This window comes from Camelimonas fluminis (assembly GCF_014656355.1).
Classification (GTDB): Bacteria; Pseudomonadota; Alphaproteobacteria; order Rhizobiales; family Beijerinckiaceae; genus Camelimonas; species Camelimonas fluminis.
Genome location: NZ_BNCG01000005.1, coordinates 90753 through 106268, shown reverse-complemented (window position 1 = coordinate 106268; position 15516 = coordinate 90753). Strand labels below are relative to the sequence as shown.

11 protein-coding genes and 1 pseudogene are annotated in these 15516 nt (G+C 64.9%); 7 read left to right on the top strand and 5 right to left on the bottom strand.

The genetic code is table 11. The features are described 5' to 3' along the window. The first annotated feature begins 11 nt into the window (after positions 1 to 11). From yajC to IE243_RS08790, 5 genes are all read left to right on the top strand, one after another. Positions 12 to 344 carry a preprotein translocase subunit YajC gene (gene yajC / locus IE243_RS08810; protein ID WP_191318989.1) on the top strand — a complete coding sequence of 111 codons (333 nt, stop codon included), beginning with the start codon at positions 12 to 14 and terminating at the stop codon, positions 342 to 344. A gap of 180 nt (positions 345 to 524) precedes the next feature. Continuing rightward, entirely contained in the window at positions 525 to 2138 is a 1614-nt protein-coding gene (secD, locus tag IE243_RS08805) for a protein translocase subunit SecD (RefSeq protein WP_191318988.1), read from the top strand. A 172-nt stretch (positions 2139 to 2310) separates the two neighbouring features. Then, on the top strand, positions 2311 to 3267 hold the full coding sequence (secF, locus tag IE243_RS08800) for a protein translocase subunit SecF (protein ID WP_191318987.1): 957 nt from the start codon (positions 2311 to 2313) through the stop codon (positions 3265 to 3267). A gap of 35 nt (positions 3268 to 3302) precedes the next feature. Next, complete coding sequence (locus IE243_RS08795; protein WP_191318986.1) at positions 3303 to 3680, top strand: Mth938-like domain-containing protein; 378 nt, start codon at positions 3303 to 3305, stop codon at positions 3678 to 3680. A gap of 67 nt (positions 3681 to 3747) precedes the next feature. After that, entirely contained in the window at positions 3748 to 4623 is an 876-nt protein-coding gene (locus tag IE243_RS08790; RefSeq protein ID WP_191318985.1) for a phytoene/squalene synthase family protein, read from the top strand. Between the two features lie 245 nt (positions 4624 to 4868). On the opposite strand, the gene trmFO is transcribed toward IE243_RS08790, so the two are convergent. Beyond that, positions 4869 to 6323: a methylenetetrahydrofolate--tRNA-(uracil(54)-C(5))-methyltransferase (FADH(2)-oxidizing) TrmFO gene (gene trmFO, locus IE243_RS08785; RefSeq protein ID WP_191318984.1), complete on the bottom strand. Its 1455-nt coding sequence runs from the start codon at positions 6321 to 6323 to the stop codon at positions 4869 to 4871. 246 nt (positions 6324 to 6569) lie between these two features. Here trmFO and IE243_RS08780 point away from each other — a divergent pair, with 246 nt between their 5' ends. Together IE243_RS08780 and IE243_RS08775 are read left to right on the top strand one after the other, a co-directional pair. Next, positions 6570 to 6959 (top strand): HesB/IscA family protein, encoded by a 390-nt coding sequence (locus IE243_RS08780; protein ID WP_191318983.1) that lies wholly within the window; start codon positions 6570 to 6572, stop codon positions 6957 to 6959. Between the two features lie 111 nt (positions 6960 to 7070). Continuing rightward, positions 7071 to 7919, top strand: coding sequence for an NUDIX hydrolase (locus IE243_RS08775; RefSeq protein ID WP_191318982.1), 849 nt, complete (start codon positions 7071 to 7073; stop codon positions 7917 to 7919). Positions 7920 to 9104: 1185 nt separating this feature from the next. Here IE243_RS08775 and IE243_RS23915 read toward each other — a convergent pair. The 4 genes and pseudogenes from IE243_RS23915 to IE243_RS08755 form a co-directional block, all read right to left on the bottom strand. Next, positions 9105 to 10613, bottom strand: a pseudogene (locus IE243_RS23915) (DEAD/DEAH box helicase); the annotation flags it as partial. A gap of 346 nt (positions 10614 to 10959) precedes the next feature. Further along, positions 10960 to 13041 carry a DNA topoisomerase IV subunit B gene (gene parE, locus IE243_RS08765; protein WP_191318981.1) on the bottom strand — a complete coding sequence of 694 codons (2082 nt, stop codon included), beginning with the start codon at positions 13039 to 13041 and terminating at the stop codon, positions 10960 to 10962. 318 nt (positions 13042 to 13359) lie between these two features. Continuing rightward, positions 13360 to 14772: a type I glutamate--ammonia ligase gene (gene glnA / locus IE243_RS08760; RefSeq protein WP_191319052.1), complete on the bottom strand. Its 1413-nt coding sequence runs from the start codon at positions 14770 to 14772 to the stop codon at positions 13360 to 13362. A gap of 102 nt (positions 14773 to 14874) precedes the next feature. After that, complete coding sequence (locus IE243_RS08755) at positions 14875 to 15213, bottom strand: P-II family nitrogen regulator (RefSeq protein WP_132005645.1); 339 nt, start codon at positions 15211 to 15213, stop codon at positions 14875 to 14877. Positions 15214 to 15516: the final 303 nt, after the last annotated feature.

Here is a 15516-nt window from a genome sequence, read left to right as displayed (position 1 = left end):
GCGCCACTTACGTGATTACGCCCGCATTCGCCCAGTCCGGCGCAGCCTCCCCCGGCGGCAGCGATATGCTGCTGCAGTTCCTGCCGTTCATTCTGATCTTCGTGATCATGTATTTTCTGATCCTGCGGCCGCAGCAGCGGCGGGCCAAGGCCCATCAGGAACTGGTGAAGAACCTGCGGCGCGGCGACACCGTCATCACCTCTGGCGGCCTGATCGGCCGGGTGACCAAGGTCGTCGACGATTCGCCGGAAGTTGAGGTCGAGATCGCGGACAATGTGCGCGTTCGCATCGTGCGCAGCATGGTCACCGAGGTGCGCAGCAAGGCCGAGCCGGTCAAGGCCTGAGGCCAGACCTGCTGAAAAGGACCTTCCGGCTCCCGCCGGGAGGTTGTTTTGCGGAAGGCGCTCTACGGCGCTGTCCGTCCAGGCCCATCGCCTGATCGCATATGCTCCAATGCGGGCGCTTTTTCCCGTGGGCTTCGCCCAGCGGGATTTCACGCCCAGACCCTGGAAAGCTTCTGATCGATGCTCCGCTACTCGACCGGCAAGATCGTCTCCATCCTCCTGCTCACCGTGCTCGGCTTTCTCTACGCCGCGCCGAACCTGATGACGCCGGAGACGCGCAAGGCGATCGAGGCGAGCGCGCCGTCATGGTTCCCGGGCTGGCTGTTCCCCCACAAGGCCATCGTGCTTGGCCTTGACCTTCAGGGCGGCTCGCATGTGCTGCTGGAAGTTGACGCCAACGATCTGACGCGAACCCAGGTCGCCACCCTGCGCGACGACGTTCGCCGGGTGCTGCGCGAGAACCGGGTGACGCCGCAGGGCGGCATCACCGTGCTGCCGCGCGGCGTGCAGATCCGTTTTGCCGACGCCGCAGACAAGGACAAGGTGCTGCCGCGGCTGCGTGAGTTGTCCCAACCGATTGGCAACGCCCTGCTTGGAACTGGCGGCGCCCAGACCCTCGACATCGTGACGACGCCGGAAGGCGCCCTGCAGATGACCCTTTCCGAGGCTGGCGTGCGCGATCGCGTCGGCCGCGCCATCAATCAGGCCATCGAGGTGCTGCGCAAGCGCGTCGACGCGCTGGGCACCACCGAGCCGAATATCCAGCGCCAGGGCGCCGACCGCATTCTGGTGCAGGTGCCGGGCTTGCAGGATCCGCAACGTCTGAAGGATCTGCTGGGCAAGACCGCAAAGCTGCAGTTCCGCTTCGTGGCGGAGGGCGGCGGCGCCCGCGGCGAGGTCGACATGCTGCCGTCGCGTGATGCCGGCGGCGCCCTGACGCCGGTCGAAAAGCGGGTCATCGTCGAAGGCGAGGATCTGGTGGACGCCCAGCCGTCGTTCGACCAGCGCACGTCGGAGCCGATCGTCAATTTCCGCTTCAATATGAAGGGCGCCCAGCGCTTCGGCCAGGCGACGACGGAGAATGTCGGCCGGCCGCTGGCCATCGTGCTCGACAACGAGATCGTCTCGGCTCCGCGCATCATCAATCCGATCACCGGCGGTTCGGGCCAGATTTCTGGTCGGTTCACCGTGCAGCAGGCCAACGACCTTGCGCTGCTGTTGCGCGCCGGCGCGTTGCCCGCCAAGCTGACCGTGGTGGAAGAGCGGACGGTTGGTCCGGGCCTCGGCAAGGATTCAATCAACGCCGGTCTCAAGGCCACTTATGTGGCGGCGATCTTCGTCGTGCTGTTCATGTTTGTGACCTACGGCCTGTTCGGCCTGTTCGCCAACATCGCGCTGATCGTCCACGTGGTGTTTATCCTGGCGCTGATGTCGTTGCTCGGCGCCACCATGACCTTGCCCGGCATCGCTGGCATCGTGCTGACCATCGGCACCGCCGTCGACTCCAACGTGCTGATCTATGAACGCATACGCGAGGAGGCGAAGGCGGGGAGATCCATCATATCGGCGATCGACGCCGGCTTTACCCGGGCGTTCGCGACGATTTTCGACTCGAACAGCACCATGGCTATCGCCGCCGTCATCCTGTTCCTGCTCGGCACGGGTCCGGTGCGTGGCTTCGCCGTGGTGTTCGTCCTTGGCATCCTGACCACGGTCATCACCGCCGTCACCATGACGCGGATGATGATCGCGCTGTGGTACCGGATTGCCCGGCCGAAGACGCTGCCGTTCTGAGTATTTATCCGGGGAATCCCGGAGCCTTTTCGTGGCGTGGCATTGGGCTTTGCTGGCGAAAAGATATGCAATTCATTATGTTACAACGGGCTTCTTCCGGGATGGTTGAAGTCAGGTATGTTCCCCGGGGCGCTGCCAGCTTCGCCGGAACGCCGTGAAAGGGTTACCGATCGTGCGTTTGCTTCGTATCGTTCCTGACAACACCCGGATCAAATTCGTCCGGCGTCGTGTGTTCAGCTTCCCGTTCTCGGCGTTGATTTCTCTGGCGACGGCGGCGCTGTTGCTGGTCTGGGGGTTGCATTTCGGCATCGACTTCACCGGCGGCACGCTGATCGAGATGCAGGCCCGCAACGGCCAGGCCAATGTGTCCGTTGTGCGCCAGGCGGCCAACGCCATCAGCGTCGGCGAGGTCGAGGTTCAGGAGTTCGGCTCTGGCGGCGTGTCCATTCGCGTGCCGGTGCAGCCCGGCGGCGAGAGCGCCCAGGGCGAGATCGTGACCAAGGCCCGCGCGGCGTTCGAAAAGGACTATGAGTTCCGCCGCGTCGAGACGGTGGGACCGCGCGTTTCGGGCGAGCTGGTGCAGTCCGGCACGCTGGGCGTGGTGCTCGCGATCCTCGCGGTGATGGTCTACCTGTGGTTCCGCTTCGAACTGCAGTTCGCCATCGGCGCCATTATCGGCACCATGCACGACATCGTGCTGACCGTTGGTTTCTTTGTCATCACCCAGATCGAGTTCAATATGACCTCGATCGCCGCCATCCTGACCATCGTCGGCTATTCACTCAACGAAACCGTCGTGGTGTTCGACCGTACCCGCGAACTGATGCGCCGGTACAAGACGATGCCGCTGGACGAGTTGCTGGACCTTTCCGTCAACACAACCCTGTCGCGCACGGCGATGACGGCCACCACCACGGCGCTGTCGCTGCTGGCGCTGGTTCTGTTCGGCGGCGAGGCTATTCGCGGCTTCGCCGTGGTGATGCTGTTCGGCGTGGTGATCTGCACCTATTCGGCCATGTTCGTCTCGACGCCGGCGCTGCTCTATCTCGGCGTTCGTAGCGGCCGTCTGGCTGATGAGCCGGCCGACACGTCGGTGCCGGTGTCAGTTCCCGAATCGGGCAAGGCCTGAATCTGGGTGAAGGGGCCGATCATGAGGCAATGGTCATGAGCGGCGACGACCGGTTTCTGCCAGGCCACCACGAACTGGACGCCTACGGCAATCACGGCTTTCGCTTCGGCGGCATGTCGCACCGGGGCTCGATCCTGACGACGCCAGCTGGCGTGCGGGCCTGGCCGGTTCGCGAGGCGGCGGAAATCAGCGTGGCGGCTCTCGCGCCAGCCATCGCCGAAGCGGCCAGCATCGATCTGTTGCTGATCGGCACGGGCGAGACGCTGACGCCGCTGGCGCCGGAGTTGCTGGCGACCCTGCGTGAGGCCGGGTTGCGCATCGACGTGATGAGCACTGCGACAGCGGCGCGCACTTACAATTTTCTGGTTTCGGAAGGCCGTCAGGCGGCTGCGGCGCTGATCGCGGTGCCGTAGCCGTACAAGAGGCGGCCGGGGGGCGGAGTTGCCCCCGCTGGAGCCGTTTGACAGGACAGCGACAGCAATGGCTGACAACAGCCCCGACGCGCGTCTCGCCGACGCCTACCAGCATTGCCAGCAACTGACCCGGTCTGGCGAGAGCGACCGTTATCTGGCGACGCTGCTGGCGCCGGCGGCGGCCCAGCCAGCCCTGTTCGCGCTTTATGCGTTTGCCCATGAGGTCGGGCGGATTCGCGATGTGGTGAAACAGCCGCTGGCCGGTGAGATCCGCCTGCAATGGTGGCGCGACGTGGTCATGGGCGAGGGCCGGGGCGATGTCTCGGGCAACCCGGTGGCGGCGGCGCTGCTTGACGCCATTGCCCGTTACCGGTTGCCCCAGAAGGTGTTTCTGGACCTGCTCGACGCGCGCACTTTCGATCTCTACGACGATCCCATGCCCTCTGTCGCCAGCCTCGAAGGCTACTGCGGCGAGACGTCGTCAGTGCTGCTGCGGCTCGCCAGCCTCATTGTCGCCGATGGCGGCGATAGCGGCGGCGGCGATGCGCCCGGTCATGGCGGCGTTGCCTTTGGCGTCGCCGGGCTGTTGCGGTCGTTGCCCTGGAGCGCCCGGCTTGGCCAGGTTTTCGTCCCCGCCGACCTGTTGGCGCGGCATGGAGCCAGCCGGGAGGATATCGTCCAGGGGCGCGATACGCCGGCTGTGCGCGCTGCTCTGGCCGACATGTTGGCGCTGGCGTGGAGCCATTACGACGCCTTCCGCAAGGCGCTTGCCGCCAGCCCGGGCGCAGTGCGGGCGGCGTTCCTGCCAGTTGCGGTGACGCCGCTGTATCTGCGCCGCATGGACCGGCCAGACTGGCGTCCGTTCACCGAGGTGGTGGAGCCGCCGCAATGGCGGCGGCAATGGCGCATCTGGCGCGCGTCGCGCGGCTCCTGGCCGCGTTAGAGCGCTTTCCGGTCGGAAGCGGCTGATCGATCAAAATTCGCTCACACAAAGAGAACTGGAGCAGTTTGCGATCCAGATTGATCGAAAACCGCTCCACTCGTCTGTTTTCGACATCCGCATCCCCTGATACAGGGCGGTGGAGCAAATGCCGGAAAAAATAACTGACAACTAACTGATTTTATAGTGAAATTTACGGACCAATTTTGCGCGCCACGTGGGTGGATGCAAATCTCGAATTTGTCGCATCAGCCCGGGGTAGTGGCGTCCGCCTGAACGAACCCGCGCTGCATCCAGGCGGCGAGATCAGCTCTGGCCCGGTCGGTCAGCGCCTGCTTTTTGGCGGCCGCCTTTTCCTTGCCTCGCATGCGCTTGCCGCTGGTATTGCGCAGCGGTTCGGTCAGTGGTGGAAACAGCCCGAAATTGACGTTCATCGGCTGGAAGGAGCGCGGCGCGCCTTCCTCGTCGGCGGCGATATGTCCGCCGGTAATGTGGCCGATCAGCGCTCCCAGAGCCGTGGTCGGCGGCGGCGGCGCGAAATCCTTGCCCAGCCGCGCCGCAGCGACGGCCATGCCGGTGAAAATGCCAATGGCGGCGCTTTCCACATAGCCCTCGCAGCCGGTGATCTGCCCGGCGAAACGCAGGCGCGGTTGCGCCTTGAGGCGCAACTGGCCATCGAGCAGGCGCGGCGAATTGAGATAGGTGTTGCGGTGCAGGCCGCCGAGGCGGGCGAATTCGGCCCCCTCCAGCCCCGGAATGGTGCGGAACAGCGCGGTCTGGGCGCCGTGCTTCAGCTTGGTCTGGAAGCCGACGAGGTTGTAGAGCGTGCCAAGGGCGTTGTCCTGACGCAGCTGGACAATGGCGTAGGGCTTGACGGTGGGGTTGTGCGCGTTGGTCAGGCCAACCGGCTTCATCGGCCCGTGGCGCAGGGTTTCACGGCCACGCTCGGCCATTACCTCGATCGGCAGGCAGCCGTCGAAATAGGGCGTATTGGCCTCCCATTCCTTGAACGAGGTTTTCTCCCCCCCGATCAGGCCGTCGATGAAGGCGTTGTACTGGTCCTGATCCAGCGGGCAGTTGATGTAATCGGCGCCGGTGCCGCCAGGGCCAGGCTTGTCATAACGCGACTGGAACCAGGCCTTGTTCATGTCGATGCTGTCGCGATGCACGATTGGGGCGATCGCATCGAAGAACGCCAGGGATTCGGCGCCTGACAGTTCGCGAATGGCCTCGGCTAGCGCCGGAGAGGTCAGGGGGCCGGTGGCGACAATCACGTCGTCCCACTCCGCCGGCGGCAGGCCGGCGATTTCGCCCCGCTCCACGGTGATGAGCGGGTGGGCCATGATCTGCGCGGTGATCTGCGCGGAGAAGCCATCGCGGTCCACCGCCAGCGCGCCGCCAGCCGGCACCATGTGGTCGGCGGCGGCTGCCATCACCAGTGAGCCAAGCGCGCGCATTTCCTGATGCAGCAGGCCGACGGCGTTGGCGTTGGCGTCATCGGAACGGAACGAGTTCGAGCAGACCAGTTCCGCCAGTTGTTCGGTGTGGTGGGCGTCGGTGCCCCGCTCCGGGCGCATCTCGTGCAGCACCACCGGCACGCCGGCGTTGGCCAGCCGCCAGGCGGCTTCGCTGCCGGCAAGGCCGCCGCCAACAACGTGAACGGAACGGAGCGCCGTTGGCGCGGTTGAAACGGGAGCGGTCATTCGGTTGGTGCGCCTGATCTCGAAACTCTTGAAAGGGGCGGGCCGGGACGGTTCGCCTGTCCCGCACGCGTTCAGGACGCCATAGCACATCCGGCGGGTTTCGCCCGCCCCCTTGCGCGCCCGTTCGCGCCGCCCTTCAGATCGGGATTGATGTCTCCCCTGGACGAAGCGCCCCAGGTTTCCTATCTTGAGGGATGCGCAGGGGTTCGCGTTTCCACCGCCCGCGCAGTCAAAGGTTCAGAAAAGATGGCCAGTTCCGCTTCGCCCATGCAGATCATGAAGATTTCCGACGCCGCTGCGGCGCGTGTGCGCGAAATCATGGCCAATTCGTCCGATCCCATCGTTGGGGTTCGCGTCGGGGTGCGCAAGGGCGGTTGCGCCGGCATGGAATACACCATGGACTACGCCCGGGACATCAATCCGAAGGATGAGATGGTCGAGGACAAGGGCGTGCGCATCTTTGTCGAACCTGGCGCGGTGATGTTCCTGCTTGGAACGGAGATGGATTTCAAAACCGAACGGTTGTCGTCACAGTTCGTTTTTAACAATCCGAACCAGATCTCGGCCTGCGGCTGCGGCGAATCGGTTTCCATTGTCCCGGCCGGGGCCACGGGTCAGGCCAGCGCCTCCCGATAGGAATTGCCGGAGCCCAGGCGTCGCCCAGCCATGCGGAAAAAGCGCGGCCGGGTTCATTTTCATGCCGGCTGTACCGTTGCGCGCCCGCTTGAAACCGGCAATCCTGATGTCATGACGACATCAAATTCACCCAACAAATCCCACGACGCGGCGCTACTGAAGACGCTCGAAGGCGGCGGACCATCACGGTTCCGCAAGGCGGCGACCGTTGTGCTGTTGCGCGATCGTCCCGACGGCGTCGAAACCTTCATGGTCGTGCGCCATCACCAGATCGATTTCGCCTCTGGCGCCCTGGTTTTCCCGGGCGGCAGTCTCGACAAGGCCGACGAGGCGATCGCCAGCAATGCGGATCTGTGCGCGCCCTGCGGCGTCAGCGACGTGGAGTTGCTGACCTTCCGCATCGCGGCGATCCGTGAAGCGTTCGAGGAGTGCGGCGTGCTGCTGGCCCGACGCCCCGGGGCCGCCAATCTGCTGCCGGCGGTTGAGCTGGCGCCGATCGAACAGAAATGGCGCGCCGGCCTCAACGATGGTTCGCTTTCGTTCCTCGACCTGCTGTTGCAGGAAGGGCTGGTGCTGGCGACTGACGCAATGATCCCGTATGCGCACTGGATCACGCCAGAAGGCATGCCCAAGCGGTTTGACACCTGGTTCTTCCTCGCCGTCGCGCCGGATGACCAACTCGCCCTGCACGATGGGCACGAGGCGGTTGAATCGGTATGGCTGACGGCCCGGGAGGCGCTGGATGGCGCTGCCTCTGGCAAGTACACGGTGATTTTCCCGACCGAGCGCAACCTGTTCAAGATGGCCGGATACCGGAGCGCCGACGAAGCATTCGCCGCCACCCGCGCCGACAACATCGTCACGGTGCTGCCAGTGCTGCAAAAATCCGAAGAAGGCGTGCACCTGCTTATTCCAGAGGAGGCAGGTTACGGCGGCTCGCGGTTCAGCGTTTCGTCCTGAGAGCGCGCCAGAAGGCAGACATGCGGATGCCCGCAACTTTGCGGGCATCGATATATTGAGCTTTCCGGATCGGGGGGCGAGCCGGGCGGGATCCAGTTTCAGGTCCCCGGACTGATTGACGAGCCGCCGGCGGCGTCAGGGGCGGCCGCATCGCCGTCATTCAGGCGCCGGATCATTCGTCAAAACAAAACCGCCCGGCGCATGCCGGGCGGTTTTGTTTTGATGTGAAGGCGGCCGGAAGCGAGGGCTTCCGTGATTCCGCTATCAGACGTCAGCTTCCTCGCCCGCCGGGGCGTCGGCGCCGCGGGTCGTGCGGGCGCTGCGGCGGGTTCGCGTACGGGCCGGGCGCGGCGCCTTGGCGGCGTCCGCCTCCGTTGCATCTGCAGGCTCCGGGGGCGACGCTTCGGTAGCCTCAGCAACGGGCTTCTTGCGCGACGTGGTGGTCTTTCTGGCGGCGGGCGCCTTGCTGGCGGCCGTCTTGTCCGCCTTGTCGGCGGCAGCCTTGCGCGGGGCGCGCTTTTTTGCAGGAGCCGCTTCGGCAGCGGGCGTCGCTTCGACGACCACAGGCGTCGTTTCAGCAGGCGCCTGCGCGGCCGGCCCGGCGGCGGCAACCGCCTTGCGGCTGCGCGAGCGGGTCGGCCGGGCGACGGGCGCTTCGGCTTCGACGGCGGCTTCCGGCGCACTCTCGACAGCCTTCGCTGCGGTCTTGCGCGGCGCGCGCTTGCGCTTCGGCTTTTCAACCGTCGCTTCAGTCGCCGCAGTTTCAGCCGACGTCTCGACCGTGGCTTCCTTCGCAACCGGCGCAGCGCGCATCGTCTCCGCCGGGACGGCTGCAACGTTAGCGACGATTGCCGGAACATCCGCATTTACAGCAGCGTCAACCGGGGCCACAGCCGTGTCTGCTTCAGCCGCTGTGTGGGCGGCCTCCGCCGCAAAGGTTGCATTGTCCTTGCGGCCGCCACGGCGCCGGCGATCACGCCGTTTGCGCTCCCCACGCTCAGGGGACTGGGCGTCCCGGAACTGAGCGTCCTGAGACCGCGCGTCCTCATGCGCCTCTTTCGCCGTTGCCTGCGTTCCGGTGGCTGGCATGATCGCCACCGGCGTGACCGGCCCGCTCTCACGCCGGGGCTCGGCGACCTGCGCTTCAGCCGGCTTGCCAGAGCGACGCTTCGGCGTCGCCTTCACCAGCATGAAGGCTGGCGTGTGCTCGCCGAAACCGGGCTGCGATGGCTCGTCGCGCTCCTGGCGATTGCGGCCGCGGCGATCGTCACGTTGGCCATTGCGGCCGCCGCTCCGGGCGTCATGCCGCGCATCGCCACGCGGGTCCCGCGAGAAGTCCTGGCGCGGTTCCTGCGGCCGGCTGTCCTGCCGGCGCGGCTCCGGCCGCTCATCCTGCTGGGGCTCTTCCCGCTGCTCATGCTGCCGGGCTGCCTGCGGCTCGTCAGCTTCACCCTCGCGCCGGCGGCCGTCACGGCCACGTTTGCCGTCCCTGCCGTCCCTGCCGCGCCGGCGATCGTGGCGCCGGTCGCGCGAAGCGCCATCATCCTCGCCGGCAATGCCGGACTCGTCGAGCGAGAGCCCCAGCCACTCGAAGTCCTTGCCCGTCATGGCGACGATGGCAGCGGCGCTCTTCGAGTCATCCGGGGTGATGATGGTGTATGCGGTGCCCTTGCGACCGGCGCGGCCAGTGCGACCGATGCGGTGGACGTAATCCTCGGCGTGATGCGGCGTGTCATAGTTGAACACGTGGCTCACGTCTGGAATGTCGAGGCCGCGGGCGGCGACGTCGCTGGCGACCAGCAGTTGCACGTCATTGTTGCGGAACCGGTCCAGCGCCTGCATGCGCGAGCGCTGATCCATGTCGCCGTGGAGCGCGACGACCGAGAAGCCATGCTTCTCCAGCGAACGCTGCACCACCGCGACGTCACGCTTGCGATTGCAGAAGATGATGCCGTTCTTCAGTTCATCCGCGTCGCGGATCAGCCGGCGCAGGGTCTTGCGCTTCTGCGCCGCCTCGGAACCGGACGCCACGGCCAGCTGGGTGATCGTGCTGGCGGTGGAGGAGGCGCGAGCCACCTCGATGCGCGCCGGGTTGCTGAGGAAGTTGTCGACGAGGTTCTGGATTTCCGGCGGCATGGTGGCCGAGAAAAACAGGGTCTGCCGGGTGAAGGGCACCATTTTGCAGATGCGTTCGATATCGGGAATGAATCCCATGTCGAGCATCCGGTCGGCTTCGTCGATGACCAGCACTTCGATGCCGCTCAGCAACAGCTTGCCGCGCTCGAAATGGTCCAGCAGCCTGCCGGGCGTGGCGATCAGCACGTCGACGCCGCGGGTGATCTTGGCGTCCTGGTCGGCGAAGGACACGCCGCCAATCAGCAGCGCGACGTTCAGCTTGTGATGGACGCCGTATTTGATGAAGCTTTCCTCCACCTGCGCCGCCAGCTCGCGCGTCGGCTCCAGGATGAGGGTGCGCGGCATGCGCGCGCGGGCCCGGCCGGTTTCCAGCAGGGTGAGCATGGGCAGAGTGAACGCCGCCGTTTTACCCGTGCCGGTCTGGGCGATGCCAAGCACGTCGCGGCGCGCCAGCACATGCGGGATGGCCTCAGCCTGAATGGGCGTCGGCTCGGTATAGCCGGAGCTTTCAACTGCTTGAAGGACTTTGCCGCTGAGGCCGAGGTCAGAAAATGCCATGGGTCCGTTGAGAGCGTCTGCGGGCCGTCAAAATGACAGGCGCTAATAAGGAGATCGCTGGCCGGATGCCAGCAACCCAAGGGGCGCAGCGTCTTGCGGACTATGGTATGAACCCATGTCTTGTCAACGGATATCGCAAAACAGTGGTTCAGTTTGGCAATATTCGCGGCCTGACGGTCACATCAGTGAACTGCGCGCAACAATCGGCTGGCGGCGTGCGCCGCCGTCAGCCGCCATGTATCGCCCCTATCGCCGGGGATCAGTTTCCAGTTGGGGTGGGGCAAACCTCCGCAAACGCCTTGCCAAGAGGGCAAGGCGCGCCGGCCCGGCGCAGGTTGCCCGGTTGTCAGATATCGAGGCCGGCCTCATCGGCGAAGGCGGCGCGCTCCTGAATAAAGGCGAAACGCGCCTCCGGCTTGTTGCCCATCAGCCGGTCGATGGCGTCCGACGTCTGGGGACGGCCCTCGTCTTCCACCTGCACCCGCAGCAGCGTGCGCCGGGCCGGATCCATGGTGGTTTCCTTCAGTTGGGCCGCCATCATCTCGCCAAGGCCCTTGAACCGGCCGACATCCACCTTCTTGCCCTTGAAATCACGGGCAATGACCCTGTCGCGCTCCGTTTCGTCGCGGGCATAGAGCGTTTTGTTGCCGGAGGTGATCCGGTAGAGCGGCGGCACCGCCAGATAGAGATGGCCGTTGTCGATCAGCTTCGGCATCTGTCGGTAAAAGAAGGTGATCAGCAGTGAAGCGATATGCGCGCCGTCCACGTCCGCGTCGGTCATGATGATGACCTTCTCGTAACGCAGCTCGCTGTCGCGGTATTGCGCGCCAACGGCGCAGCCGAGCGCCTGGGACAGGTCGGAAAGCTGCTGGTTCGCCGCGAGCTTGTCGCGGCCGGCGGAGGCCACATTGAGAATTTTGCCGCGCAACGGCAGCACGGCCTGGGTGCGCCGGTCGCGCGCCTGCTTGGCGCTGCCCCCAGCCGAGTCGCCCTCGACGATGAACAACTCGGAGCCAGCGGCGCCGGCCAGGGTGCAATCGGCGAGTTTGCCTGGAAGGCGCAGGCGGCGGGTGGCGCTTTTGCGGGCGACTTCCTTTTCCTGCCGGCGCCGCATCCGCTCTTCCGAGCGCTCGATGGTCCATTCCAGCAGGCGCAAGGCCTGTTGCGGCGCCGCCGCCAGCCAGTGATCAAAGGCGTCGCGCACGGCGTTTTCGACGATTCGCACCGCCTCGCTGGTCGCCAGCTTGTCCTTGGTCTGTCCCTGGAATTCCGGCTCGCGGACGAACACCGAGAGCAGGGCGGCGCAGGTGGCCATAATGTCGTCGGCCGTGAGGTTGGCGGCGCGCTTCTGCTGGCCAATGCGTTCGGCGTGCTCACGCAGGCCGCGCAACAGCGCCATGCGCAAGCCCTGCTCGTGGGTGCCGCCTTCCGGGGTTGGAATGGTGTTGCAGTAGGAGTGGATGAATCCGTCCTGATCAGCCAGCCATGACACCGCCCATTCGACGGAGCCGTGGCCGCCATCCTTTTCGATCTTGCCGGAGAACAGCTGGTCCGCAACCTGGGAGGCGCCGTCGATCTCGCGCGCCAGATAATCCTTCAGACCGCCCGGGAAGCGGAAAATCGCCTCGGCCGGGACGTTGTCGGCCGCATCCAGCAGCGACGGCGCGCATTTCCACCGCACCTCGACGCCGCCGAACAGATAGGCCTTGGAGCGCGCCATCTTGAACAGCCGGCGCGGACTGAAGCGGACCTCTGGACCGAAAATCTCCGCGTCGGGATGAAAGCGGACGGTCGTGCCGCGGCGGTTCTGGACGCGGCCGACGGTGATGAGTTCAGTCTGGGGCAGGCCGCGGCTGTAGGTCTGGCGATAGAGCGTCTGCCCGCGCGCCACCTCGATTTCCAGCACGTCGGACAGGGCGTTGACCACGGAGACGCCAACGCCATGCAGACCGCCGGAGGTCTCGTAAACCTTCGAATCAAACTTGCCGCCAGCGTGCAGGATGGTGAGAATCACCTCGAGCGCTGACTTGCCCGGAAATTTGGGGTGCGGATCGATCGGGATGCCGCGGCCGTTGTCGGTGACGCGGATGAAGCCGCTTTCCTCCAGCTCGACCTCGATGAACGATGCGTGGCCGGCGACGGCCTCGTCCATGGCGTTGTCGATGACTTCGGCGAACAGGTGGTGCAGGGCCTTTTCGTCCGTGCCGCCGATATACATGCCCGGGCGGCGGCGAACAGGCTCCAGCCCTTCGAGCACCTCGATCGCGGCGGCGGTGTAGCCGGCCTCATCCGGCGTGCCGGCTTTCACGGACTGCGCCAGCTTCGCCGCCTGGGCCTCCAGCCGCGCGCCCCTGGTTCCGCCGCCCTTGCCGCCAGCCGGTTTGCGCGCCAGCGCGCCGCCGCCGAAAAGATCATCCCTGTCCGACATATATCTGATCTGATCCCGATTCGTTCTCATAAGAATATGCCAGCTTTTCACCAGATGGTGAAAGCCGCGATGACTGGCTTCCGCCGAAGCTCACCGGGACCCTGACGCAAACCCGGTCCCTGGCCTGAATTCAAAGCCTGGTCCAAAGCGATGACATGATGGAAATCGCGTTCCGGCTGGAGCGCCGGACCCAATAAAACATAGCACGGCTGGCGGTCCGGGCCAAAACGCGGATGTCGCGCCAGGCGACGCCAGGGCCTCCAAAAAGCAGAAAGGCCGGGGCGGGCCCGGCCTTTCCGTTCGCGTCACCCTTCGGGATCAGCAGGAGTAGTACATCTCGAACTCGACCGGATGCGGGGTCATTTCGAAACGCATCACCTCGGCCATCTTCAACTCGATGAAGCTGTCGATGAAGTCCTGGGTGAAGACATCGCCAGCCTTGAGGAAGGCGTTGTCCTTGCGCAGGGAGTCGAGGGCCTCGCGCAGCGAGCCGCAGACGGTCGGGATTTTTTTCAGTTCGCGCGGCGGCAGGTCGTAGAGGTCCTTGTCCATCGCCGGGCCAGGATCGATCTTGTTGATGATGCCGTCGAGGCCGGCCATCAACAGGGCCGAGAACGCCAGATAGGGGTTGGCGGTCGGGTCAGGGAAGCGAACCTCGACGCGCTTGGCCTTCGGGTTGTTCGTCCACGGAATACGGCAGGAAGCCGAACGGTTGCGGGCCGAGTAAGCCAGCAGCACCGGCGCTTCATAGCCAGGGACCAGGCGCTTGTAGGAGTTGGTCGACGGATTGGTGAAGGCGTTCAGGGCCTTGGCGTGCTTGATGATGCCGCCAATGAACCACAGGCATTCCTGGCTGAGGTCGGCGTATTTGTTGCCGGAGAACACCGGCTTGCCGTCCTTCCAGATCGACAGGTGGACGTGCATGCCCGAGCCGTTGTCGCCGAACACCGGCTTCGGCATGAAGGTCGCGGTCTTGCCGTAGCTGTTGGCCACATTGTGGATGCAGTACTTGTAGATCTGCATCTCGTCGCCGGTCTGGGTCAGCGTGTTGAACTTGGTGCCAAGTTCGTGCTGGGCCGAGGCGACCTCGTGGTGATGCTTCTCGACGGTGACGCCCATCGACTGCATGGCGGCGAGCATTTCGCCGCGCATGTCCTGGCAGCTGTCCAGCGGCGGCACGGGGAAGTAACCGCCCTTGGTGGGAATGCGGTGGCCCATGTTGCCGCCTTCATACTCCCGGTCGCCGTTGGTCGGCAGTTCCGCGGAGTCGAGCTTGAAGCCGGTGTTGTACGGGTCAGCCTTGAAGCGGACGTCGTCGAAGACGAAGAATTCGGCTTCGGGACCGATGAACACGGTGTCGCCAATGCCGGTGGAGGCGAGGAACGCCTCGGCCTTGCGGGCGATGCCGCGCGGGTCGCGGCTGTAGGATTCGCCGGTGCCGGGCTCAAGCACGTCGCAGACGATCGACAGGGTCGGGGCGGCGAAGAAGGGATCGAGCTGGGCCGTCGACGGATCCGGCATCAGCACCATGTCCGACTCATTGATGGCCTTCCAGCCAGCGATCGAGGAGCCGTCGAACATGGTGCCGTCGGCGAACATGTCCTCGTCGACCATCGACACGTCGAAAGTCACGTGCTGCCACTTGCCGCGCGGATCCGTAAAGCGGAAGTCGACATACTTGATGTCCTCTTCCTTGATGGTCTTGAGCACGTCCTGAGCGCTCTTCGTCATCATGAGTCCCCTATCCTGCAACTGGGGCGACAGACCCGCTCCGTGGTCCGCGCGATACAATGTTGAAGCCCGCCGCCGCCCGGCGACGGGCAAAAATCTGGGTCAGACAGCGTCCGCGCCGGTTTCGCCAGTGCGGATGCGAATGGCTTCCTCAATGGTCGAAACGAAAATCTTGCCGTCGCCGATGCGGCCCGTCTGGGCGGCGTTGCGGATCGCCTCCACGGCGCGCTCGACCTGATCGTCGTTGAGAACGATCTCGATCTTCACCTTCGGAAGAAAATCGACGACATATTCGGCGCCGCGATAGAGCTCGGTGTGACCCTTCTGCCGGCCGAAGCCCTTGGCTTCGATGACGGTGATGCCCTGCAGGCCGATGTCCTGCAGCGCTTCCTTCACCTCATCGAGCTTGAAAGGCTTGATGATCGCTTCGATCTTCTTCATGAGCCGCGCTCCTCCGCACCGGGTCCGGGCTGCAAAACTGGCCGTGTCTGACTGTCCAGGGCTTTATGCCTCGGCCGGCGTCCGAATGAAACGGACTTGTTGACCTGCTTCAGTCCTGGGCGCCGCTTTCATGGGCGTTTTGCGCCTAAAAAATAGTCAATTTCGCAAAGGCGGATTTTCAGGTCCGCATGATGACGAAGACGTTGTCCCGGGAACGTCTTCCGGGCGCGTCTGGCGCCTTTTTGGGCGTCTTCCGACGGTCAAGGCCGCCGTTACGGGCTATTTCCAGCGAAACACTGCGCG

Coding starts and splice junctions, on each gene's coding strand:
- IE243_RS08790 (WP_191318985.1), top strand. CDS start 3,748: ATGGCTGACAACAGCCCCGACGCGCGTCTCGCCGACGCCTACCAGCAT.
- secD (WP_191318988.1), top strand. CDS start 525: ATGCTCCGCTACTCGACCGGCAAGATCGTCTCCATCCTCCTGCTCACC.
- trmFO (WP_191318984.1), bottom strand. CDS start 6,323: ATGACCGCTCCCGTTTCAACCGCGCCAACGGCGCTCCGTTCCGTTCAC.
- IE243_RS08755 (WP_132005645.1), bottom strand. CDS start 15,213: ATGAAGAAGATCGAAGCGATCATCAAGCCTTTCAAGCTCGATGAGGTG.
- IE243_RS08775 (WP_191318982.1), top strand. CDS start 7,071: ATGACGACATCAAATTCACCCAACAAATCCCACGACGCGGCGCTACTG.
- parE (WP_191318981.1), bottom strand. CDS start 13,041: ATGTCGGACAGGGATGATCTTTTCGGCGGCGGCGCGCTGGCGCGCAAA.
- glnA (WP_191319052.1), bottom strand. CDS start 14,772: ATGACGAAGAGCGCTCAGGACGTGCTCAAGACCATCAAGGAAGAGGAC.
- IE243_RS08780 (WP_191318983.1), top strand. CDS start 6,570: ATGGCCAGTTCCGCTTCGCCCATGCAGATCATGAAGATTTCCGACGCC.
- IE243_RS08795 (WP_191318986.1), top strand. CDS start 3,303: ATGAGCGGCGACGACCGGTTTCTGCCAGGCCACCACGAACTGGACGCC.